General features: G+C 67.7%; 24 protein-coding genes and 1 other RNA gene. 20 read left to right on the forward strand and 5 right to left on the reverse strand.

Annotated features, from left to right (window positions below):
* The 13 genes from OB895_RS01840 to OB895_RS01900 all read left to right on the forward strand — a co-directional run bounded on the left by OB895_RS01840 (position 1) and on the right by OB895_RS01900 (position 10,830).
* Positions 1-423, forward strand: coding sequence for a flagellar biosynthetic protein FliO (locus OB895_RS01840; protein WP_311878758.1), 423 nt, complete (start codon positions 1-3; stop codon positions 421-423).
* Between the two features lie 127 nt (positions 424-550).
* Complete coding sequence (gene fliP / locus OB895_RS01845; protein WP_376708825.1) at positions 551-1,390, forward strand: flagellar type III secretion system pore protein FliP; 840 nt, start codon at positions 551-553, stop codon at positions 1,388-1,390.
* Entirely contained in the window at positions 1,390-1,665 is a 276-nt protein-coding gene (gene fliQ / locus OB895_RS01850) for a flagellar biosynthesis protein FliQ (protein WP_042541106.1), read from the forward strand. Before fliP ends, fliQ begins: the two co-directional genes overlap by 1 nt.
* Positions 1,665-2,426: a flagellar biosynthetic protein FliR gene (locus tag OB895_RS01855; RefSeq protein WP_042541108.1), complete on the forward strand. Its 762-nt coding sequence runs from the start codon at positions 1,665-1,667 to the stop codon at positions 2,424-2,426. The genes fliQ and OB895_RS01855 overlap by 1 nt, the downstream gene beginning before the upstream one ends.
* Complete coding sequence (locus tag OB895_RS01860; RefSeq protein WP_042541110.1) at positions 2,423-3,526, forward strand: EscU/YscU/HrcU family type III secretion system export apparatus switch protein; 1,104 nt, start codon at positions 2,423-2,425, stop codon at positions 3,524-3,526. The genes OB895_RS01855 and OB895_RS01860 overlap by 4 nt, the downstream gene beginning before the upstream one ends.
* A gap of 51 nt (positions 3,527-3,577) precedes the next feature.
* Positions 3,578-5,644, forward strand: a complete 2,067-nt coding sequence (locus OB895_RS01865) for a flagellar biosynthesis protein FlhA (RefSeq protein ID WP_042541112.1) — start codon at positions 3,578-3,580, stop codon at positions 5,642-5,644.
* Positions 5,645-5,733: 89 nt separating this feature from the next.
* Positions 5,734-5,982 (forward strand): carbon storage regulator CsrA, encoded by a 249-nt coding sequence (csrA, locus tag OB895_RS01870; RefSeq protein WP_056377568.1) that lies wholly within the window; start codon positions 5,734-5,736, stop codon positions 5,980-5,982.
* 121 nt (positions 5,983-6,103) lie between these two features.
* Positions 6,104-6,586 (forward strand): flagellar export chaperone FlgN, encoded by a 483-nt coding sequence (gene flgN / locus OB895_RS01875; RefSeq protein WP_042541118.1) that lies wholly within the window; start codon positions 6,104-6,106, stop codon positions 6,584-6,586.
* A gap of 7 nt (positions 6,587-6,593) precedes the next feature.
* On the forward strand, positions 6,594-8,000 hold the full coding sequence (flgK, locus tag OB895_RS01880) for a flagellar hook-associated protein FlgK (protein WP_311878760.1): 1,407 nt from the start codon (positions 6,594-6,596) through the stop codon (positions 7,998-8,000).
* A 17-nt stretch (positions 8,001-8,017) separates the two neighbouring features.
* Positions 8,018-8,905 (forward strand): flagellar hook-associated protein FlgL, encoded by an 888-nt coding sequence (flgL, locus tag OB895_RS01885; protein WP_311878763.1) that lies wholly within the window; start codon positions 8,018-8,020, stop codon positions 8,903-8,905.
* On the forward strand, positions 8,902-9,300 hold the full coding sequence (locus OB895_RS01890; protein WP_311878765.1) for a flagellar assembly protein FliW: 399 nt from the start codon (positions 8,902-8,904) through the stop codon (positions 9,298-9,300). The genes flgL and OB895_RS01890 overlap by 4 nt, the downstream gene beginning before the upstream one ends.
* A 241-nt stretch (positions 9,301-9,541) precedes the next feature.
* Complete coding sequence (locus OB895_RS01895) at positions 9,542-9,856, forward strand: HU family DNA-binding protein (RefSeq protein ID WP_042541126.1); 315 nt, start codon at positions 9,542-9,544, stop codon at positions 9,854-9,856.
* A 170-nt stretch (positions 9,857-10,026) separates the two neighbouring features.
* On the forward strand, positions 10,027-10,830 hold the full coding sequence (locus OB895_RS01900; protein WP_042541129.1) for a sigma-70 family RNA polymerase sigma factor: 804 nt from the start codon (positions 10,027-10,029) through the stop codon (positions 10,828-10,830).
* A 36-nt stretch (positions 10,831-10,866) separates the two neighbouring features.
* On the opposite strand, the gene OB895_RS01905 is transcribed toward OB895_RS01900, so the two are convergent.
* Positions 10,867-11,952 (reverse strand): AAA family ATPase, encoded by a 1,086-nt coding sequence (locus OB895_RS01905; RefSeq protein WP_052492967.1) that lies wholly within the window; start codon positions 11,950-11,952, stop codon positions 10,867-10,869.
* A 132-nt stretch (positions 11,953-12,084) separates the two neighbouring features.
* On the opposite strand from OB895_RS01905, the gene OB895_RS01910 reads away from it, so the two are divergent.
* Positions 12,085-12,462 (forward strand): hypothetical protein, encoded by a 378-nt coding sequence (locus tag OB895_RS01910; RefSeq protein ID WP_042541131.1) that lies wholly within the window; start codon positions 12,085-12,087, stop codon positions 12,460-12,462.
* Positions 12,463-12,498: 36 nt separating this feature from the next.
* Here the strand turns inward: OB895_RS01910 and OB895_RS01915 are convergent, their stop codons facing one another.
* Entirely contained in the window at positions 12,499-13,332 is an 834-nt protein-coding gene (locus tag OB895_RS01915) for a zinc-ribbon domain-containing protein (RefSeq protein WP_079112893.1), read from the reverse strand.
* Between the two features lie 101 nt (positions 13,333-13,433).
* On the opposite strand from OB895_RS01915, the gene OB895_RS01920 reads away from it, so the two are divergent.
* Positions 13,434-14,324, forward strand: a complete 891-nt coding sequence (locus OB895_RS01920) for a TIGR01777 family oxidoreductase (RefSeq protein WP_079112892.1) — start codon at positions 13,434-13,436, stop codon at positions 14,322-14,324.
* 24 nt (positions 14,325-14,348) lie between these two features.
* Here the strand turns inward: OB895_RS01920 and OB895_RS01925 are convergent, their stop codons facing one another.
* Positions 14,349-15,113 carry an SDR family oxidoreductase gene (locus OB895_RS01925; protein WP_042541138.1) on the reverse strand — a complete coding sequence of 255 codons (765 nt, stop codon included), beginning with the start codon at positions 15,111-15,113 and terminating at the stop codon, positions 14,349-14,351.
* Between the two features lie 100 nt (positions 15,114-15,213).
* Here OB895_RS01925 and OB895_RS01930 point away from each other — a divergent pair, with 100 nt between their 5' ends.
* A complete protein-coding gene (locus OB895_RS01930) occupies positions 15,214-16,050 on the forward strand; it encodes a helix-turn-helix transcriptional regulator (protein ID WP_042541140.1) in 837 nt (278 codons plus the stop codon).
* Here the strand turns inward: OB895_RS01930 and OB895_RS01935 are convergent.
* Both OB895_RS01935 and OB895_RS01940 read right to left on the reverse strand, forming a co-directional pair.
* Positions 16,022-16,957 (reverse strand): methyltransferase family protein, encoded by a 936-nt coding sequence (locus OB895_RS01935; protein ID WP_311878773.1) that lies wholly within the window; start codon positions 16,955-16,957, stop codon positions 16,022-16,024. The two genes, OB895_RS01930 and OB895_RS01935, sit on opposite strands and share 29 nt — an antisense overlap.
* Positions 16,958-17,006: 49 nt before the next feature.
* Positions 17,007-17,846 (reverse strand): aldo/keto reductase, encoded by an 840-nt coding sequence (locus OB895_RS01940; protein ID WP_042541143.1) that lies wholly within the window; start codon positions 17,844-17,846, stop codon positions 17,007-17,009.
* A 22-nt stretch (positions 17,847-17,868) separates the two neighbouring features.
* Between OB895_RS01940 and OB895_RS01945 the strand changes: the two genes are divergently transcribed.
* From OB895_RS01945 to rnpB, 4 genes are all read left to right on the forward strand, one after another.
* Entirely contained in the window at positions 17,869-18,291 is a 423-nt protein-coding gene (locus OB895_RS01945; RefSeq protein WP_311878776.1) for a YchJ family protein, read from the forward strand.
* A gap of 34 nt (positions 18,292-18,325) precedes the next feature.
* A complete protein-coding gene (locus OB895_RS01950) occupies positions 18,326-19,075 on the forward strand; it encodes a zinc ribbon domain-containing protein (RefSeq protein ID WP_311878778.1) in 750 nt (249 codons plus the stop codon).
* Between the two features lie 25 nt (positions 19,076-19,100).
* Complete coding sequence (locus OB895_RS01955) at positions 19,101-20,798, forward strand: bifunctional 3'-5' exonuclease/DNA polymerase (protein ID WP_311878781.1); 1,698 nt, start codon at positions 19,101-19,103, stop codon at positions 20,796-20,798.
* A gap of 30 nt (positions 20,799-20,828) precedes the next feature.
* An RNA gene (gene rnpB, locus OB895_RS01960) (RNase P RNA component class A) lies at positions 20,829-21,185 on the forward strand.
* Positions 21,186-21,231 lie beyond the last annotated feature (46 nt).

Consider the following 21,231-nt stretch of genomic DNA (forward strand, 5'->3'; position numbering starts at 1 on the left):
ATGGACGACATCCTCGTCGCGCTCCGAGCGATCGTGGCGCTGGGAGCGGTGCTCGGTCTGCTCCTCTTCCTGAGCCGTCGCCTGCAGAAGTCACAGGCGAAGGGAGTGAGCCCGCTGGCCGGGCTGATGCCGAAGAAGCTCGCCAAGCTGACCGAGCTCGTGCCGTCGCGTCCGGCGGCAGCCACGCGCCCGGAGAAGATCACCGTGGTGGCGCGGTCGGGCATCGGGGGCAAGGCGCAGCTCGTGGTCGCCGAGTTCGGCGGCATCCGCTACGTGCTCGGCGTGACCGAGCACGGGATCAACGTCGTCGACACCCAGGAGGCGCCTCCGCTCGCCGAGGATGTCCTCGCGGAGGACGAGCGCCCCGCTGTCTCCGAGATGCCCGACGACATCGTCGACCGCGCACTGCGCTCCGTCGCCTGACGGCATTCAGCTCATCGATCGACGCGGTTACGTGCACCTCGTCGTGTCGCGATAGTCGACTGCGAGCACGGATCGCTCGACCCTCTGGCTACGGATCGGCCACGTCACCCATCTTCGGAGTGCCGCCGTGCCCGTATCCGCCGCAGTCGCCGCGTCGCCGTCTGCGCGCGCACCGCGACTGCCGCGGCGTGCCTGGGTGCTCATCGGCGTCGCGTTCGGCATCGCGGCGGTTCTGGTGCTCCTGCAGACCACCGGTGCGCACGCCGCCGCGTCGCTCATGCCGACGGAGACCGGTGATGGCGACGGCGTGACGATCAACGGCATCAACGGGACCCCGTCCGACAGCATCATGACGCTGCTCGGCATCACCGTTCTCAGCGTCGCTCCGGCCCTGCTGCTGATGATGTCGAGCTTCACCAAGATCTTCGTGGTGCTCGCCCTCACCCGCAATGCGCTCTCGCTGCCGTCGATCCCGCCGAACCAGGTGCTCGCGGGGCTGAGCCTCTTTCTGACGCTGTTCATCATGTGGCCGGTGCTCACCGACATCAATGCCGTCGCGGTCGCACCGTTCACCGATGGTCAGATCGACTTCGGCAGGGCGTTCGAGCTCGCCCAGGAGCCGCTGCGCGAGTGGATGCTCACCTACACCCGCGAAGAGGACATCGCGCTGATGCACCGGGCGGCGCAGATGGAGAACCCCACGGACGCCGCCAGCATCCCGCTGCAGACGCTCGTGCCGGCGTTCATGATCAGCGAGCTGCGCGCTGCCTTCCTGATCGGGTTCATCATCTTCGTCCCCTTCCTCGTGATCGATCTCGTCGTCGCCAGCGCACTGATGTCGATGGGCATGATGATGCTGCCTCCCGTCATGATCTCGCTGCCGTTCAAGATCCTCCTGTTCCTGCTCATCGACGGCTGGGGCATGGTCATCACGGCGCTCGTCCAGTCGTACAACGGGGGTGGCTGATGAACCCGGAGGCCGTCATCGACATCGGGCAGGCGGCGCTCATCGTGGGCGCGAAGCTCTGCGCGCCGCTGCTCATCACCGCGCTCGTGGTGGGATTCGCCATCTCGCTGCTGCAGTCCATCACTCAGGTGCAGGAGATGACGATCTCGTTCGTGCCGAAGCTCGTCGCCGTCGGCATCGCCCTGCTCGTGACGGGGCATTGGATGATCGCCGAGATGATCGCCTTCACGAACGAGATGTTCGCGCGGATCCCGTCGCTGCTGAACGGCGGCTGATGAACATCCCCATCGACTTCACGTGGCTCGAGGCGACCTCCCTCGCCTGCGTGCGGATCACCGCCTTCCTGGTGCTGGCGCCGCCGTTCAGCCACGGCACGATCCCGATGCGGATCCGCGCGATGCTCGGCGTGGGTCTCGCTCTCGCCGTATCGCCGGTGGTGACAGCAGGCTACGAACGTCTCGACACCGGAGCCTTCATGCTCGCCCTGGCCGGTCAGGCGCTGACGGGCGCGCTCCTCGGCTTTCTGGTGATGGTGCTCTTCAGCGCGATCCAGGGGGCGGGCCATCTCGTCGACACGTTCGGCGGGTTCCAGCTGGCGCAGGCGTTCGACCCCGGGATGGCGATCAACGGTGCGCAGTTCACGCGCCTGTTCCAGATGACCGCGATCATGCTGCTGTTCGCCTCGGACGGATACCAGCTCGTGCTCGGCGGCCTGTTCCGCTCGTTCGACGCCGTGCCCGTCACCGGCATGATCGATCTCGCCAAGCCGGCGGAGGCACTCGTGGGGGCGGCGGGGCAGATGATGCTCAGCGCCGTGCAGATCGCGGGCCCGCTGCTCATCGTGCTCTTCCTCGCAGACGTCGGTCTCGGACTGGTCAGTCGCGTCGCGCCGGCACTGAACGCGTTCGCCATGGGCTTCCCGATCAAGATCGGCCTCACGCTGCTGCTGGTCGGATTCGTCTACGCGGCGCTGCCCAGTGTCGTCGCAGTCATCGCCGAGGAGGCCGCGAGGCTGCTCCTGGGGGTGACGCGATGAGTGAGTCCGACAGCGGCGAACGCACCGAGAAGGCGACCGAGCGTCGCCTGAAGGAAGCGCGGAAGAAGGGGCAGATCGGCCGCAGCCAGGACTTCACCGCCTGGGTCTGCATAGCGGCCGCCGCCGTGATGATGGTGCCGACGATCGCCTCCGGCACGCAGGTCGTCACCGAGCTCTTCCTCGCCGTGACACCCGTCGCGATGAACCCCACCGACGGCGCGGCCCTCGACGTGCTCGGCTCGGCGATCGCATCGCTCGGCGGCATCCTGCTCCCGATGCTGGTGGTGGTGCTGCTCGCGACGACGGCCACCGCAGTCGCTCAGGGCGGCATCCATCTGCGAGGGGTGACGATGCGCACCGAGCAGTTCAACATCGTGTCCGGCATGAAGCGGGTCTTCGGGCAGCAGGCGCTCTGGGAGGGTGCCAAAGCGCTGCTGAAGACGCTGGCGATCGGGCTCGCGCTCTGGATCGTCGTCTCAGGTCTCGTGCCTGTGCTCATGGCCAGCGGCAGCCACAACATCACCTGGCTGCTCGAGCAGGCGGCCGGGGGAGCGATCGCGCTCCTGCAGGTCGCGGTCGCGGTGGGCATCCTGCTGGCCGCGATCGACGTGGCGGTCGTGATGCGACGCAACCGCAAGCACACCCATATGACGAAGAACGAGGCCAAGGACGAGCACAAGAAGAGCGAGGGCGATCCGCTCGTGCGCTCGCAGCGCCGTTCGCGGCAGCTCGCCATGAGCCGCAATCGGATGATCGCCGCGGTCGGCGACAGCGATGTCGTCCTGGTGAACCCCACCCACGTCGCGGTCGCGCTGAGGTACGAGCCGGGCAAGTCGGCCCCTCGGGTCGTGGCGAAGGGGGCGGGGGTCGTGGCGCAGAAGATCCGCGAGAGGGCGGAGGAAGCCGGCGTGCCGATGATCAAGGACGTCCCGCTCGCGCGTGCGCTGCACTCGGCCTGCGAGATCGGGCGGGAGATCCCCGAAGAGCTCTACACCGCCGTCGCCCAGGTGCTCGCCTTCATCGAGCATCTCAAGCGCCGAGGGTCGGCCAGGGGGACGCACACGATGCCCTTCGCGAGCACCAGGGACCGCGGCCTCTGAGCCGGGTCACGAACAGATTTCGAACGACGAGAGAGAACGAAGGCGAGACGCATGATCGGTCAGCTGTTGTCCAAGGCGACGGTGCCCGTAGGAGTGGTGGGCATCATCCTCCTGCTCATCGTGCCCATCCCGACCGGGCTCCTCGACGTCCTCATCGTCCTGAACATCTCGTTCGCGCTCCTGATCCTCCTCACCGCGATGTTCATCAAGAAGCCGCTCGACTTCTCGGTCTTTCCCAGCCTGCTGCTCGTCGCGACGCTCTTCCGGCTCGGTCTGAACGTCGCGTCGACGCGTCTCGTGCTCAGCGAGGCGCATGCAGGCGAGGTGATCCAGGCGTTCGGGGAGATCACGATCAGCGGGTCGCTCGTGATCGGTGCGGTGATCTTCCTCATCCTCACCGTCATCCAGTTCGTCGTCGTCACCAAGGGTGCAGAGCGCGTCGCCGAGGTCGGAGCACGATTCACCCTCGATGCCATGCCCGGCAAGCAGATGGCGATCGACGCGGATCTGAACGCCGGGCTGATCACCGACACCGAGGCGCGCAGGCGTCGAGCCGAGGTCGCGGCGGAGGCCGACTTCTACGGCGCGATGGACGGCGCGTCGAAGTTCGTCAAGGGTGACGCGATCGCGGGCATCGTGATCGTCGTCATCAACTTCGTCGGTGGCATCATCATCGGCATGGTGCAGCACGGCATGGAGGTCGGCGACGCCCTCGAGACCTACAGCATCCTCACCATCGGCGACGGACTGGTCACCCAGATCCCCGCGCTGCTGATGGCCGTGTCGACCGGCATGATCGTGACTCGCGAGAACGCCGAGTCCGAGATGGGGCAGGCGGCCGGTCGTCAGCTCATGCAGTCGCGCAACGCCCTCGTGATCACGGGCCTCGCAGCCATCGCCATGGGCTTCATCCCCGGGATGCCCCTCGTGATCTTCCTGGCGATCGGAGCGGTGCTGCTGTTCGCGGCATCCCGCGTCAAGGCCAACGAAGACCGCGATGCCGCGCTCGAGGCCGATGCGCTGCAGCAGGAGGCCGTCGAGGCCGGGGCCGAGGGACCGGAAGAGCTCATGGACAGGATGCGCGTGCACGCGCTGGAGATCTCGCTGTCACCTGACATCGTCGATCTGGCATCCGGGGGAGCGGGGGATCTGCTCACCCGGGTGAAGTCCCTTCGTCGCAAGCTCGCTCTGGACATCGGCATCCTGATGCCGCCGGTGCGCACCCGTGACAACATCGACCTGCCGGCGCAGACCTACTCGATCCTGATCGCCGGGGTCGAGGCCGGGCGCGGATCGGTGCCGCGCGGACACGTGCTCGCGATCGGCACGGGTCTCGAGCAGCTTCCCGGCACGGCCGTGGTCGACCCCGTGTTCGGCCTCGAGGGCAAATGGGTGCCCGCCGAGATGTCGCACGCCGCTGACATGGCGGGTGCGACGGTGATCGATCGGGCGAGCGTGATCATCACCCACCTCTCCGACATCGTGCAAAGCCAGGCCGATCGGCTGCTCTCGCTCGAAGACGTACGCCAGCTGACCGAGCACCTGAAGCAGTCCAGCCCCGCGACGGTCGAGGAGCTCACTCCGGCCGTGCTGTCGCTCGCCGCGATCCAGCGCGTCCTGGCGGGGCTTCTCGCCGAGCGGGTGCCGATCAACGACCTCTCCCGCATCTACGAGGCGCTCGCACTGCGAGGCAAGACCTCGACCGAGACCGCGGGGCTGATCGACGCGGCCAGGGCGGCGCTCGGGCCGGCGATCGCCTCGCGCTTCGCCGAAGACGGAAGGATCCGGGTCGTCATGTTCGAGCCGATGCTCGAACAGCAGATGCTCGAGGGGATGCGGGTCGTCGACGGCCATCCGCAGATCGTGCTGACGCCGGAGTCGACCATGCAGGTGCTCGAGAACGTGCGTCGCACCGTCGCCGAGCTCGAGCAGGTGGGTCCGGAACCCGTGCTCGTGTGTGCTCCGTCTCTGCGTCAGGCCGTGCGTCGGATGGTCTCGTCGCAGGTCAGCGGCCTCCCCGTGCTGTCGTACGACGAGGCGGCGGCAGGCGGCCTCGCGACCGACGTCGTCGGAGTGGTGCGCATGACGCAGTCGGCTCTTCCGAGCGCGGCAGTGTAGGGCCTGGATCTGCTCATTTACGAGCTGAGTGCGATACGTTTGTGGGCAGAGGGCGCAACAGCGCTCACGCCATGGAAGGCAGACGACGCATGCTGGTACTCACGAGACGCGCCAACGAGAGCATCGTGATCGGCGACGACATCACCGTCACCATTCTCGCGGTGACGCCCAGCGGCGTCCGCGTCGGCATCGATGCGCCTCGCGACAAGCGCATCAACCGCGCCGAGATCGTCCTCGCGGTGAGCGACGCGAACCAGGAAGCCGTCCAGACATCCTCCGATGAGTCCGCCGAATCGGTTCTCCTCGGCATCCTGGGAAGAACGACCCCGGCACCCTGATCCGGTCGCAGGAGCGTCATCTCGACGCGCGCCGAGTTACTGGCCCGCTCCTTGTCGCGATAGTCGTGGATGTGACGGGCGATCCCGTCATGGAAACCGTGACATGACGAGGTGACGAACCGTGGCCGCTCACGACCTGAGCATGCAACTGATGCGAGAGCGCGACCTTCTCGAGGTGCTGCTCTTCAAGCTCGACGAGCAGCAGATGCTGCTCGCGACCGGACGCAACCGTTGGATCCACCATGCGGCGAACGAGATCGAGCGGGTCATCGCGGCCATGCCGACAGTCGCCCTCTCGCGTGACACGCTGGTCATCGCTGTGGCTGACGAGTGGGGCGTGCCGGAGGCGACGACGCTCCGCGATCTGATCGAGGCCGCACCGACCGACGCGTGGCGCGAGATCCTGACGGGGCACCTCGACGCGATGACGACCCTGGCCGACGAGATCGGCGACATGAAGAAGGTCAACGAGCAGCGCCTGCGCACGGCCATCCGGGTCACACAGGAGACCATCGCGGGTCTCGGCGTTCCGACCGGCGAGTACGACACGCACGGCGATGTCGTCCGCGGCGCGGACGCCCGACTTCTCGACACAAGGGTGTGAGGTAACGATGTCGTCATTCGCAGGGCTCCGCCTCGCAGAATCCGCGCTCTCCGCGGCACGAGCGGGCATGACCGTGACCGGTCAGAACATCGCCAATCAGGCCACCCCCGGCTACACGCGCCAGCGGGTGGAGCAGACCTCGTTCTCAGCGCCGGGGCAGACGGGACTCTGGCCGTCGGGACTCGGCATCGGCGGCGGTGTCGGCGTGACCGGGATCGCGCGGCTGGGCGACGACATCCTCGACGCTCGCGTCCGTGATGCCCTGTCGACGTCGGGCTTCTGGAGCGCCCGCGCGACGGCCGCCAGCAGCGCAGAGGGCGTGATGGCCGAACCGACGAAGGACGGTCTCGCGGCGAATCTCGACCGCTTCTGGGCGGGCTGGTCCGACCTCGCCAACACGCCGGATCCGGCTGCGGCCCAGGTCGTGCTCACGAATGCCAACGTGCTCATCGGACAGATCGCCGCGGGATACCAGACGATCGCCGGGCAGTGGAGCGACCTGCGTGGACAGGTCGACAGTCAGCTCGCTGACGTCAATGCCGTCGCAGGCCAGGTGGCCTCGCTCAACGGTCAGATCAGGGATGCACTGCAGTCCGGGCGCAACGCCAACGAGCTGATCGACCAGCGCAACGTCCTCGCCCAGCAGCTCTCGACCGCAGTCGGAGCCAAGGGCAATGTGGAGGCAGACGGAACCCTCACCCTTCGCGTCGACGGCAACGCGCTCGTGTCGGGCGACAGCAGTCGAGCGCTCGTGGCGAGCGGGCCGCGTGACATCGCCGATGCCGGTCGCATCACCGTCGCGTGGGCCGATCGGCCGGGCCTGGCAGTGCCGATCACAGGCGGCATCGTCGGCGGCACCATCAGTGCGCTCGCCCCCGCATCCGACGGCGGCACGCTGGCGGGAGTCGCCGCGGCCTACAACGAGACGGCGACAGCGCTCGCGACCGCCGTGAACGACGTGCACCGCACGGGTGTCACATCGTCCGGTGCAGCCGGGGGCGACTTCTTCACGCTCAACGGCGCGGGCCCTGCTGCTCTCGGGCTCAGCGTGGTTCCCGCCGGTCTCGACCAGCTGGCTCTGGCAGCGCCGGGAGCCGGAGCGAAGGACACCACGATCGCCGACCGCATCAGCGCGCTCAGTGCATCGGCGACTGGGCCCACCAAGACCTGGTCGACCTTCGTCACCGGGTTCGCGGTCACCGTCGCAGGCGACCTGCAGCGCGCCGACATCGCCGACATGGGAGCTGTCGCGGCGGTCACCGCACAGCAGTCGAACTCTTCGGTCGACGGGGACGAGGAGACGATCAACCTCCTGACATACCAGACCGCCTATCAGGCAGCGGCCCGCGTGCTGACCGCTGTCGACGAGGCCCTGGATCTGTTGATCAACCGCACCGGCCTCGTCGGCCGCTGACTCTGGGGAGAGTGAACATGATCGGCCGTATCACGAGCAACACCATGACGCAGCAGTCGCTGCGGACGTTGCAGACCAACCTCGCGGACCGCGAGCGCCTGCAGAATCAGGCTGCCTCGCAGCGTGCCTTCCGCTCGCCGAGCGAAGACCCTGCCGCAGCGGCCACAGCGCTCGGCGTGCACGGCGACCAGTCGCGCGTCGCCCAGTTCGCCCGCAACCTCAGCGACGGGATGGCGTGGGTGACGACCGTCGACACTGCTCTCGGGGCCAGCGCAGACCTGCTCAATCGTGCGCGGGATCTCACCGCGCAGGGAGCCAACTCGGGGGCGCTCAGCGCGACAGCGCGCGAGTCGATCGCGCAGGAGCTCGAGTCGATCAGCGCGGAGCTGCTCGCCAAGGCGAACACGAGGGTGCTCGGTCGCAGCGTCTTCGCCGGCACGAGCGATGCGGGAGGCGCCTTCGACGCCACCACGTTCACGTTCAACGGCGGCACGGGTGACGGAGTGCATCGCCGCATCAGCGACAACGAGACGGTGCGCGTCGACTTCGACGGCTCACAGGCGTTCGGCGAGGGTGCTGACAGCGCGTTCGCCCTGCTGAACAACATCGCGGCGGACCTGCGCAGCGGCGTCGAGGTGGGCGCGCGTCTCGGCGACATCGATGCGCGACTGAAGGATGTCAACGCCGCGCGAGGAACGACGGGGGCGCGTCAGGTGCAGATCGAGCGCGCCTCGGCCCAGAACCTCTCGGCGTCGATCGACCTCGAGGCCCGTCGCACCGAGGTCGAGAACGTCGACAGCCTCGAGGTGCTCGTTCGACTGCAGTCTGCCGAGCTCGTCTTCCAGTCCGCACTGCAGGTGACGGCGCGATCGCTGCAGACCAATCTGATGGAGTTCCTGCGATGAGTGCGTCGACCGACCGGAGGACCGCGTCGCTGGACGTCGAGTTCGCATCGCCCATGCCGGGCCTGAACCCGCACACGGGGTTCACTCTCGAGCAGATCGACGGCGCGGAGGGGTTGCACGCGCTGCGAGCCACGGACGCCGATGTGCGGTTGTTCCTCCTCGATCCGCTCTCCGGGGACTACGGCTACGAGCCGACCATCCCCGCCGAGGTGCGAGCGCAGGTCGGCGCCGCCGATGACTCCGAGATCCGTGTGTTCGTCGTGGCCAACCCTTCTGCAGACGGTGTCTACATCAATCTCCGAGCTCCGATCCTCATCCATGCCACCTCCGGCCGTGCGGTGCAGGCGATCCTCGAGGATCAGCGGTACCCGATCCGCGCGCTTCTGGGCGGGTGAGGGGGCGTCCTGATCGACGGCTCTTCCGGCGGCGCGGGCTCTCAGCATGCAGAGGATTCTGAGATTCACCGCATATACCAAGGAAGAGGAACTATCCTCTGAAGAGCACAGGCTGGGGTACTGGCGGGATCCCGGCGTCGTCGCAGGAGATCGGGGCCTGGGGCACGTCACGGATGCGGTTGGTAGGGGTACAGCGCACGGCGCTCGGCGACGAGCGACATTCCATGGGACGGAAGACAACATGAGCACTTCAAGGACGCTCGAGACGAATCGGGTCAGCAAGCGGGAGTTCGTGCAGAGGTTCGCACGACGCGGCGGCATCTCGGTTCAGGCGGCACAGACTGCGTACACGGCGATGATCGACGAGCTTCTCGACCTCGTCGGCCGGGGCAACACGGTGACGCTCACCAATTTCGGCAAGTTCTATCCGCAGACGCACAAGGGGCATCGTGTGCAGTTCGCGAAGGACGACGGAGACGCCGAGGTCAACGACTACACGGTGCTGAAGTTCTCTGCGACTCGAGAGGTGAACCGTCGAGTCAAGGTGAACGATTAGTCATCGTTATCTGAACGTAAACGAGAATCCCCGGAGGTTTTGGCCTCCGGGGATCTTTCATGCCCGTCTCACCTCTAGCATGTAGGTGAAAGCAGTTCCGGTCGCTGGGGAGAGACCACACTGTGAGTCGCTGGGGAGGGCTTGCACTTACAGTGAAAGAGGCGAATTCGATGCCTATGCGCCCGCGCGACCAGCTCGTGGTCGATCATCTGCACATCGTCGGCGCGGCAACGGCGTATGTGGCCTCGCGCATCACCCATGTCTCCCGCGACGATCTCGCCTCTGCCGGTGCGTTCGCGCTGGTCCGTGCGGCCGAGAAGTTCGATGCGAGCCTCGGTGTGCCGTTCGGGGCGTTCGCCCGGGCACGCGTCAACTGGGCGTTGAAAGACGAGCTGCGGTCGATGGACTGGGCGCCTCGAGACGTACGAGTGCGGGCGAAGCAGACGATCAAGGTCAGGCAGACCCTGTCGGCGGCGCTCGGACGCACGCCCACAGTGACGGAGATCGCCGCGGCCATGGGCGTCGACACCGCAGTGGCGCGAGAGGGCCTGGATGACGCCGAACGTCTGCTCACCAGTCTTGACGCGCCGGATGCGCCGGAGATCGTGTGGACCGGGTATCTGCCGGAAGAACTCGCGATCGCATCCGAGCGCGATGAGTTCCTGCGACGGGCCGTCGCTGCGCTGCCGGAACGCAAGCGGTGGATCATCACGGCGATCTACTTCGACGACCGCACGGTGACCGAGCTCGCGGACGAGCTGGGAGTATCGCACGCCGCCGTCTCTCAGCAGCGAGCCGCGGCGGTGCGCATGCTCCGGGATGCGCTGGACCGCCATTACGCCGACGCCCCGACGACCGAGTCCGCGCCGGCCGCGCGCTCATCCGCGTCCGGGCTGGACGCGTATCTCGAGCGCCTCGCAGCCAGCGGCCAGCGGTTCACACGGGCGATACTCTCGCACGCCGTCGGCGTCTGATCAGGAGCCCGCCGTCCGACGCGTCGGCGAGGTCGCTCAGAGACTGAAGCCGTAGTTCGCCTGACCTACCAGGATGAGGTTGACCGTCGTCGGGTAGACCTCGGGCTCCTCGTCCTCGTCGTCGAGAAGCTCGAGCTTGTGGATCGGCACGAAGATGCTGCCGTCCGGTTCGAAGATGAGATCCTTCGGCACGAACGACGCGAAGATCGACCGCGTCGCGTTGCGCAGTTCGAAGGTGCGCCCGACGTCGCCCCGCTCGAAGAGGTTCATCTCCACCTCGTCCGACCAGACCTTGCCGTCGGGGAAGCGGGCCTCGATGCGATACGTGCTCGGCTCGACAGACTTGATGTTGAGGTCCTCCACGACGTCTGCGAACAGCGCGTCCGGCTGCTCGAGCTCGAACGCGATGGCACGCAGGTGGTCGTAATTGAGGCGGGCCCGGCGCGAGAACAGGGCGACGTTCTCGATCTCGTCAGGATCGGCGTGCGGTGCCTGGTCGATCAGATACTGCCGCACCTCGTCAGGGCCCGGGTACTCGAATCGCATGTGGTAGTGGAACCGCCCAGGGCGGTTGACGATGTAGGTGCTGACATCGCTGATGTCGTTCACCGTCAGGCAGTAGATGCGCTTCACGGACGAGAGGCCGTCGAACAGCGACAGGAACTGGTTCTGCCGGTTGTCTCCCTCTCCGCCGCGGCGCCCCGCAGGGAAGACCTTCTCGAACTCGTCGAAGATGATCAGGCACTCGTCGAGGGTGTCGAGGAACTCCACGATGCCGTCGTTGTCCTCTGAGACGATCACCACGGGCAGGCACTGCTCGCGGGCCTCCTCGGCGACCATGCGCAGGAACAGCGTCTTGCCGATCCCTTTGTCGCCGGACAGCATCACACCGAGACTGCGATCCGTGAGGGCATAGGAGCGGAAGATCTTGTCGACCTTCCTGTCGCGGCCGCCGTAGACGCGTTCGGTGCCCACTGTCAGGTCGTCGATCTTGATCAGGCTGAAGCCCTCTTTCGAGGTGAAATGCACCCGATAAGTGCCGAGAGGGAACTCGTGATGCGTGCGGACGGCCGCGTCGTACACGCGGACATGTCCGCCCGTCTCGATGTAGGTGCTGGTCAAGATCCTTCTCCTTTGCTCCCCGTACTCATATATCGGTTGAGATCCGATCGCCGTAAGGCGTTCGGAAAGAAACTTTTCGCAGTACCCTGAGCGGACAGTGGGCGTGGGGACGCCCGGGTCAGGGGATCCATCATGGGCGAGTATGCAGGGGACGAGCAGCCGGTCGCAGGTGCGATCGTCATCGTGGTCGAGGCCGCGCCGCAGGGGCTGATGCAGTACACACTGGATCCCGACGACCGACAGCCCGCATGGCAGGCGGTGCTCGTCGCTCACGACGACGCCGTGATGGGAGCCGTGACCACGCCCGAGCAGACGGCGGAACTGCTGGTGCGCGGAAGCGTCGAGTGCATCAGGCAGAGCATCCCGAGCCTCGAGGTCGGCGGCCTGACCATGCGCCCCGAGCTGGGCCCGAACGACAATGCACAGATCGTCGCCGCCGGAGAAGCCACCTTCCTGAGGTCCGAATGGGATGCGGTCGTCAGGCGGGCCGACGACCGACCCGAGAGCTGAGCTCGAACTCTGTCACCCGAGCACGCCACATCGCCGTCAGCCGGGAATCAGGTACGCGTCGACGATGAGCGGGCCGCGGATCTGACGGAGCTCGTCGATGATGCGATCGACGCCGCGGGCAGAGACCGACGGCATCTGCAGGTCGTGGGGGCCCAGCGGCTCGAGCCGCCCTGTGCGGATGCGGATGACCTCCCAGCCGGCGGCGCGCAGGGCACGATCCTTGCGCAGGTCCGTCTCCTGTCGCTTGCCGACATGCTCGAGTCCGTGGCGCCCGACGGTGTCGTACTCGATCGCGACGCGAAGCTCCGGAAGCAGGATGTCGGGCCAGACCTCGGTGTGACGGAAGAACGGTCGCGCCACCTTGACCGCGTTGACACCCGACGCGAAGGTGATGCGAGACGCGAGCGCTGCGCGGAGCCGGGCTTCGGCGGCGGATGCCGGCGCAGGAGCGCACACGCTCGAAAATGCCTCGCCGGTCGGCAGATCGGGAGTCTTGTCGCACAGCGTGAGCTGCGGTCTCGGACGCCGCGGAATCGCGCGGGCCTCTCCCAGCACCACGGGCTGGGGCCTGGCGAGCGTCGAGCACTCGGGGCACCATGCCGATTGGCGACGCACCCGTCCCGGCCGCTCACGCTGTTCCGACGGAGTCGCGGCGAAACGATGGCCGACCCGGCATTCCCAGCACAGCAGCACGTCTGCGGCCAGCGGCACCTGCGAGAGCGCGATGCCGTGATTGAGCTCGGGATGGTACTGACGGATCAACTCGGGGTACGCGGCCCATTGCGAGCGATAGGTGCCGACCTCGTATGGCACGTCTCGGCCTCGCGAGAACTGGCGTCTCGCCCACCACGACTGCACTGGTTCGGCCACGTCGGGCAACCTACCGGTCGCCGCCGACATCGCCAGAGGGCGTCGGACGTGACAGACTCGCGAGGGAGAACGAGTCCGGTGGACGGACAGAGGGAGTCATCATGCCGCAGCGGATCGTGATCAGTGGCGCATCGGGTCTGATCGGCACGGCCCTCGCGTCGTCCTTGCGCTCGGACGGCGTGGAGGTGACGACCCTCGTGCGTCGTCCTCCGCGCGACGCCTCCGAGGTGCAGTGGACACCGGGGGAGCGTGAACTCGACCCCGACGTGCTGGCAGGTGCTGACGCCGTGGTGGCTCTGGGCGGGGCGAGCGTCGGCCGCCTGCCGTGGACCCCGCGCTACCGCCGTGAGCTGGTCGAGTCTCGGCTGACGACCACTCGCACGCTGGCCACTGCGGTGCGCACCCTGCGTGACGATGCTCCGTCGCTCGTCTCGGCGTCCGCCGTCGGCTACTACGGCTCGGCACCCGGCGAGATCCTGACCGAGGCGTCTCTTGCGGGTGACACTTTCCTCGCGCAGCTCTGCGTCCGCTGGGAGCAGGAGGCGCTGCGTGCGGGGGAGCAGACGAGAGTGGCGCTGCTGCGCACGGCCCCGATCATCCACCGCCAGGGTGTGCTCAAACCGCTCATCCAGCTGACCCGATTCGGCGTCGCGGGTCCCATCGGGCCCGGCACCCAGATCTGGCCGTGGATCTCTCTGGAGGACGAGATTCGCGGCATCCGACACGTGATCGATCAGCGTCTCGAGGGTCCCGTGAACTTCACCGGCCCGACGCGCGCCTCGGCGAACGACATCGGCCGTGCACTCGCGAAGAAGATGCGGCGACCGTTCTGGATTCCGGCTCCGACCTGGGCGCTGAGACTCGCGCTGAGCCGTGACGCCGCCGACTCGCTGCTCGTCTCGGATGCCGATGTGAGGCCGGCGGCGCTGGAGGACTCCGGGTTCGAGTTCACCCACAAGACCGCTGCGCAGGCCGTCGACGCAGCGATCTGATCGCGGTGGTCGACGGCCGCATGCTCAGCGGGCGTGGGGGTCGCGCCGGTTGAGGGTCTCGACCACCTGCGCGTAGTCGCCCCGCGCCTCGCCGTAGCGCAGGAACTTGACGTTCTCGACCTGGATCTCGGTCGCGTCCGGCTGGGCCTCGATGAGTTCGACGACCTCGGTGACGAACTCGTCGAGCGGCATCGCGAAGTCGCTGGTCTCCTGACCGGGCATCAGGGACGTGCGCACAGCGGGCGGTTCGAGCTCGAGCACGCTCACGCTCGTGTCGGCGAGCTGCAGGCGCAGCGATTCGCTGAGCATGTGGATGGCCGCCTTCGTGGCGTTGTACGAGGGGGTGACGCGCAGCGGGGCGAAGGCCAGCCCGGACGACACGGTCATGATCGTGGCATCCGGCATGGTGCGCAGGTGCTCGATGAACGCCGCGATCAGTCGGATCGGGCCGAGCAGGTTCGTGGTGACCGTCGCCTCGGCCGTCTCGAGGAACCCTGCGGGCGACGTCCAGTCCTCGGGGCGCATGATGCCGGCCATCGCGATGACGACGTTGAGCGAAGGATGCGTGGCCAGCACCGTCTGCGCCGCACTGTGGATGCTGCCGGCATCCGTCGTGTCGATCTGGACGGTGTCGATGCCCGGGTTCGCCGCCGCGATCTCGTCGAGCAGTTCGACACGACGTCCGCCCACGATCACGGTGTTGCCTCGTTCGCTGAGTCGCCGGGCGAGCGCGAGGCCGATGCCGCTCGTGGCGCCGGGGATGAAGATGGTGTTTCCGGTGATGTTCATGCATCCACTCTTCGGAGTGTCGCAGCGGCGCACCAGAGACCACGCATCCAGGGATCCCCGATCCCTGGATGCACGACGCCGAGCACGAGATACTTCACGGGTGGACAGAGAAGCACTGGCCGAGTTCCTCGTGCGACGCAGGGAGCAGCTGAAGCCGTCAGACGTCGGGCTCGGCGCGGGAGCGCGCCGCCGCACTCCCGGTCTCCGTCGCGAGGAGGTCGCGCAGCTCGCAGCCATGTCGACCGACTACTACGCGCGCCTCGAACAGCAGCGCGGTCCGCAGCCCAGCGTGCAGATCCTCGCCTCGCTCGCACGGGCGCTGCGGCTGACTCCCGACGAGCGCGACTACCTGCATCGCATCTGCGGGCACAGCGCCCCGGACCGCACGACCTTCACCGACTACGTGCATCCGGGCATGCTCCGTGTTCTCGACCGCCTCGATGACACGCCCGCCTTCGTCGTCTCGATGCTCGACGAGGTCCTGATCCAGAATGACGCCGCACGGGCGCTGCTCGGCGACGTCAGCGGTCTGGAGGGTATCGAGCGCAGCGGGATCTACCGCTGGTTCGCGCACCCGCATGACGAGCGCGGGCGCTACCCGGAGCAGGATCACCTGAGGCACAGTCGTGTGCTCGTGGCGTCGCTCCGGTCCGCATACGGCGCGCTCGGCGAGCGCTCACGAGCCGGCGAGATCGTGCGCGAGCTCATCGTCCGCAGCCCGGAGTTCGCCGAGCTGTGGAACGTGCACGAGGTGCGGCGGCGTTTCGAAGACCACAAGGTCCTCATCCATCCGGAGATCGGTCCGATCGAGGTCGACTGCCAGGCGCTGTTCACCGAGGACGAATCCCAGGCGCTCATCGTGCTGACAGCAGCGCCGGGAAGCGATGCGGCGAGCAAGCTCGAACTGCTCAGAGTGCTCGGGACACAGCGGGTCTGACCGGCAGCCAGCACGACACCCTGCTGCTGTACTCCACGAATTCCGACCCGAATCTCGCTTCGAGATCCGCCTCCTCGAGCGGTCGCACGACCGAGTTCCACAACAGCGATCCAAAGAGCGAATACGCGACGACGAGCCAGGAGCCCATGATGAGGCCCACGCTGATGCCCTGCGCGATGCCGGCGACCGCCATCGGGTTGCGCACGTATCGATAGGGGCCGGAGATCACGAGTCGCCGCGCCATCTGCGACGGGAGCGGGGTGCCCTCGCCCTCGACCGACATCGACACGGCCGACCAGATTCCGAGGGCGGTCGCGGCGACGAGAAGCACACCGCCGGCCAGGTGGACGACGAACGGAACCTCGATGCGCAGCGACCACCGGGCCTCGACGAGCGACACCACGATGGGGATGACCACCAGGAAGGTGCCCCAGAAGAACAGCGTCTGCAGTCCGGTGCGGGCGAGCAGCGCTCGCGTGCGGATGCTCGCAGCCGGCCGGAAAGCGAGCGGACCGGTGACCAGCCATTCCACGGGTGCTCGCCCGCAGAGCAGGACGATTCCCGCCGCTGCGCTCGCCCCGGCAGCGATCACCATGACCAGGGCGCCCCATCCGGCGAGGCCCGTCGCCGTGGCGTAGACGGCCATACCGGCGGCGACGATGGCCGTCCACGGAACAGCGACCCAGACAGCCCACCGGAAACCCGCTGCGATGACAGCCGAACCGATGACGAAGAGCGGGATGTCGAACACCGCCACGAGTCCCGCCGGCAGGTCTCCGAGGGTGAGACGACGCACGTCGTCCGACAGCGCCGCCGCGATCCACCAGGCCACTCCCGCCAGAGCCTGCACAGCGAAATACAGCCGAGCGGTCACCGGTGTGATCGGGATCCCTGCGATGACCGGCATGCCGCCAGTCTATGAGCGCCCTCTGCCGACGCCCGCTCAGGACGCCGCCTCAGGACTCCTCGTGCGACCCGGGATCTGCGTCGAACAGCCGTCCGTCTGCGCGTCCGAGCGCGGTGATCGCCTCGACCTCGGCGGTGGTCAGCACGATCTCTGCTGCGGCGAGGTTCGAGACCTGGTGTTCGAGAGAGGATGCCTTCGGAATCGCCACCGTCTCCCGTGCGATGTGCCAGGCGAGCACGGTCTGGGCGGGGGAGATGTCGTGCGCCGCGGCGACCTCACCGATCACCTGTTCCTCGATCAGCTGCTTCGCGCGTCCCAGTGGACTCCACGCCTCGGTGAGGATGCCGTTCTCGCGGTGATAGGCGAGCTGCTCGTCCTGCGGGAAGTACGGGTGCACCTCGATCTGGTTGACGACGGGGCGGACGCCGGTCTCGCGCTCGATGCGTTCGAGGTGCTCGGGGAGGAAGTTCGAGACGCCGATCTGTCTCACGACTCCGCGCTGCTGAGCCTCCACCAGCGCCTCCCATGCCTGCACGTACTCGTCCTGGTGCGGGTTCGGCCAGTGGATGAGGTGCAGGTCGATCGCGTCGACCCCCAGCCGTGACCGGCTCTCCTCGATGCTCGTCCGCGCCTTCGCGCGCGGGTGATGACGGCCGGGCAGCTTGGTCGTGACGATGAGTTCGGACGCGTCCACGTCGGATTCGCGCACCCCGCGGCCGACCGACCCCTCGTTCTCGTAGTTGAATGCCGAGTCGATCAGCCGGTACCCGGCGCCGATCGCCGAGGCCACGGCATCCGCGCCTGCATCCCCGTTGAGGGCGTAGGTGCCGAGTCCGAGAGCGGGGAGGGCGAAGCCGTTGTGGGCCGTGAAGTGAGGGAGAGCCGTCATGGCGCCAGCGTACGCTGGAGCGATGAGCGGACTGCAGAGGATGGCGCCAGATGACGGCGTCCCGGATAATGCGGCGCGTTGTCCGTGTGGCTCCGGAGATGTCTTCGGCGGATGCTGCGGGCCTCTGCTCGACGGGGCACTCGCAACCACGGCTGAGCGCCTGATGCGCTCGCGCTTCACGGCGTTCTCGATCAAGGATGCCGCGTACCTCCTGGAGACCTGGCATCCGTCGACCCGCCCCGCCGAGATCGACCTCGACGACGACGTGGTCTGGCGGCGCCTCGTGATCATCGATCGCGCCGGCGGTGGCCCTTTCGATCGCGACGGCGAGGTCGAGTTCGAGGCCTTCTGGCAGCAGGGCGCCGAGCGCGGTTCGCTCCGCGAGCGGAGCCGCTTCGTGCGCGAGGACCGCAGGTGGCTCTACCTCGACGGACAGGTCGGGTGATGGACGTGACCGCGCAGCGACTAGATTTGAGAGCGTGAACGCCAGCCCAGAACACCAGCGCATCCTGCTCGACGTCGCCGACCTGGACCGGCGCATCGCGCAGGCGGAGCGCGCGCGCACCAAGCCCCCGCAGGCCGCCCGCATCACCGAGCTCGTCGCGATCCGTCAGGATCAGCTCCGCGAGCTGACCGCGCTGACCGGCACACGTGACGACGTGCGCACCGAGCTCAAGCGGCTCGAGTCCGATGTGAAGCTCGTCGAGCAGCGGCGGGCCCGCGATGCCGATCGCCTCGCCACGGCCACGAACTCCAAGGAGGCCCAGGCGCTCGAGCACGAGATCGCCAGCCTCGCCAGGCGCCAGAGCGACCTCGAGGACATCGAGCTCGATGTCATGGGTCGTGTCGAAGATGCCGACGCGGCGGTCGCCGCGCAGCAGGCTCTGCTCGGCACCACGACCGCAGAAGGAACCGCGCTCACCGCTCAGGCCAAGGCCGACGTCGCGGCCGCGACCGACCTCATCGCCCAGTTGACGCGCGATCGCGAGGCGGTGACGGCATCCCTTCCGGCGCCGCTCCTGGCCGAGTACGCACGCCGCGCCGCGAACAGCGCCGGCGCCGCGAACAGCGCCGGCGCCGCGGTGCTGAGCCGTGGCACTTGCGAAGGCTGCCGGATGCTGCTCCCGGGCACCGACCTCAACGACATCCGCAACGCGCCGGACGACCTCGTGGTCTTCTGCCCCGAGTGCGGCTGCATCCTGGTGCGCACCGAGGAATCCGGGCTGTGATCTCTGCGCCGCGAGCACGCCAGCGGTGAACTCGCGGCAGCAGACCGAACGTCGCGTCGTCCTGGTGGCGGCTCGCTCGGGCGGCTACACGGCGGTGGAACTCGATGCGGATGATGCCGAGGCACATCGGTTCGACCTCTCCGCGTCTGAGATGCCTGCGTGGGTCGCGGCTCAGGAGCGCGAGAATTCGCCGCGCTGGGTGATCCGCAGCGCCCGCGAGATCTACCCCGTCCTGCTCGACGCGGGGGTCATGCTCGCCCGCTCTCACGATCTGCTGCTCTGCCACGCGATTCTTCGCGACACGGACAAGGTCCCGCGCCCGCTCGCTCCGTCGTCGTCCTGGGTGCGACGTGAGCCCGTCGACGAAGCCCCGGCGCTGTTCGACGTCGTCGCGCATGACGCGCCGGATGACCCTGTCGGCGACGCCCTCGACCAGTACCGCGAGCAACGTCGCGTTCTCAGGGACAGCAAGGACGGTCGCCTGACGCTGCTCACCTCGGCCGAATCGGCCGGAGGACTGATCGCCGAGGAGATGCGCGCGGCCGGCCTGCCCTGGAACGAGTCGGTGCACGATGGCATCCTCACCGAGATCCTCGGCACCCGACCGATCGCGGGAGGCCTGCCCAGTCGCATGGTGGCGCAGGCCGAGCGGGTGCGTTCGATCCTCGGAGACCCCCATCTGAACCTCGAGAGCCAGCCGAAGCTGCTCCGCGCTCTGCACCGTGTCGGCGTGCAGGTCGAGTCGACGGGCCGGTGGGAGCTCGCCCAGCACAGCCATGCCGTGGTCGAGCCGCTGCTGGCGTACAAGAAGCTGTCGCGTCTGCTGAGCGCCAACGGATGGGCGTGGCTCGCCGAGTGGGTGCATGACGGGCGTTTCCGGCCGATCTACATCACGGGCGGGGTCGTGACGGGGCGGTGGGCGTCGGCGGGAGGCGGCGCCCTGCAGCTGCCACGCAACCTGCGCGCCGCGGTGCGCGCGGATGAAGGGTGGACGCTGGTCGTCGCCGACGTCGCTCAGCTGGAGCCGCGGATGCTCGCAGGCATGGCGGGCGACCGTGCGATGGCCCGGGCCGCGCAAGGAAAGGACCTCTACGCCGGGGTGGTGGAATCGGGTGCCGTGGCGACGCGCGAAGAGGCGAAGTACGCCGTCCTCGGGGCGATGTACGGAGCGACGACCGGTGACAGCGGTCGTCTGGTTCCCCGCCTGCGCAAGGTGTATCCGCGCGCTATGGCGCTCGTCGACAAGGCTGCACGGTTCGGCGAGGACGGGGGAGTCGTGTCGACGTGGCTGGGTCGGTCGTCTCCGCGTCCGTCGATCGAGTGGGAGACGATGCAGGCCGCCGCCACCGATGCCGACGCCGACCCCACCGAGGTGGCACTCGCCCGCCGGCGCGCGCGCGACTGGGGACGCTTCACCCGCAACTTCGTGGTGCAGGGCACCGCGGCAGAGTGGTCGTTGATCTGGCTCGCTGAGATCAGGCACCGCCTGCAGCAGTTTCCCGAGGCAGAGCGAGAGGCTCCGGCATCCGGGATCTTCGGCTCGCGTGCCCACCTCGCCTTCTTCCTGCACGATGAGGTGATCCTGCATGTTCCTCAGGAGCAGGCGGATGCCGCCGCGGATGCCGTACGCGAAGCGGCGGCGGTGGCCACGCGCCGACTCTTCGGGGGTTTCCCGATCGAGGTCCCGCTCGATCTGCGGATCGCGGAGTCGGCTGAGAAGTAGGACGCTCTGGTCGTAGACTGGACGTGCGAATGGGTCGACTGGACGGTCGCGTGGCGGGCAACCGCACCGAGGAACGTCCGGGCTCCTCAGGGCAGGACGGTGGGTAACACCCACCCGGAGCAATCCGCGAGAAAGTGCCACAGAGAGCAGACCGCCCCGCAAGGGGTAAGGGTGAAAGGGTGGTGTAAGAGACCACCGGGGGCCATGGTGACATGGCCCGCCAGGTAAACCTCGTCCGGAGCAAGGTCAGACAGAGGATGTTGACGCGGCTCGCCGAGTCCTCGGGTAGACCGCTAGAGTGCCACGGCAACGTGTCGCCGAGAGAGATGGCCGTCGAAGGGGCGAAGAACCCCGGAACAGAACCCGGCGTACAGGTCGGCCCATTCGCATCATCACCGTTGGCTTCGGGGCAGGATGCCACGGTAGCGTTCGT

The organism is Microbacterium forte, from assembly GCF_031885415.1.
Classification (GTDB): domain Bacteria; phylum Actinomycetota; class Actinomycetes; order Actinomycetales; family Microbacteriaceae; genus Microbacterium; species Microbacterium forte.

Excerpts from the sequence above, each read along its gene's own strand:
- OB895_RS01920 (WP_079112892.1), top strand. The coding sequence starts at position 13,434 with ATGCCGCAGCGGATCGTGATCAGTGGCGCATCGGGTCTGATCGGCACG.
- OB895_RS01840 (WP_311878758.1), top strand. The coding sequence starts at position 1 with ATGGACGACATCCTCGTCGCGCTCCGAGCGATCGTGGCGCTGGGAGCG.
- OB895_RS01945 (WP_311878776.1), top strand. The coding sequence starts at position 17,869 with ATGAGCGGACTGCAGAGGATGGCGCCAGATGACGGCGTCCCGGATAAT.
- OB895_RS01900 (WP_042541129.1), top strand. The coding sequence starts at position 10,027 with ATGCCTATGCGCCCGCGCGACCAGCTCGTGGTCGATCATCTGCACATC.
- OB895_RS01895 (WP_042541126.1), top strand. The coding sequence starts at position 9,542 with ATGAGCACTTCAAGGACGCTCGAGACGAATCGGGTCAGCAAGCGGGAG.
- csrA (WP_056377568.1), top strand. The coding sequence starts at position 5,734 with ATGCTGGTACTCACGAGACGCGCCAACGAGAGCATCGTGATCGGCGAC.
- OB895_RS01890 (WP_311878765.1), top strand. The coding sequence starts at position 8,902 with ATGAGTGCGTCGACCGACCGGAGGACCGCGTCGCTGGACGTCGAGTTC.
- OB895_RS01910 (WP_042541131.1), top strand. The coding sequence starts at position 12,085 with ATGGGCGAGTATGCAGGGGACGAGCAGCCGGTCGCAGGTGCGATCGTC.
- fliQ (WP_042541106.1), top strand. The coding sequence starts at position 1,390 with ATGAACCCGGAGGCCGTCATCGACATCGGGCAGGCGGCGCTCATCGTG.
- OB895_RS01855 (WP_042541108.1), top strand. The coding sequence starts at position 1,665 with ATGAACATCCCCATCGACTTCACGTGGCTCGAGGCGACCTCCCTCGCC.
- flgL (WP_311878763.1), top strand. The coding sequence starts at position 8,018 with ATGATCGGCCGTATCACGAGCAACACCATGACGCAGCAGTCGCTGCGG.
- OB895_RS01865 (WP_042541112.1), top strand. The coding sequence starts at position 3,578 with ATGATCGGTCAGCTGTTGTCCAAGGCGACGGTGCCCGTAGGAGTGGTG.
- OB895_RS01935 (WP_311878773.1), bottom strand. The coding sequence starts at position 16,957 with ATGCCGGTCATCGCAGGGATCCCGATCACACCGGTGACCGCTCGGCTG.
- OB895_RS01925 (WP_042541138.1), bottom strand. The coding sequence starts at position 15,113 with ATGAACATCACCGGAAACACCATCTTCATCCCCGGCGCCACGAGCGGC.
- OB895_RS01940 (WP_042541143.1), bottom strand. The coding sequence starts at position 17,846 with ATGACGGCTCTCCCTCACTTCACGGCCCACAACGGCTTCGCCCTCCCC.
- flgK (WP_311878760.1), top strand. The coding sequence starts at position 6,594 with ATGTCGTCATTCGCAGGGCTCCGCCTCGCAGAATCCGCGCTCTCCGCG.
- OB895_RS01860 (WP_042541110.1), top strand. The coding sequence starts at position 2,423 with ATGAGTGAGTCCGACAGCGGCGAACGCACCGAGAAGGCGACCGAGCGT.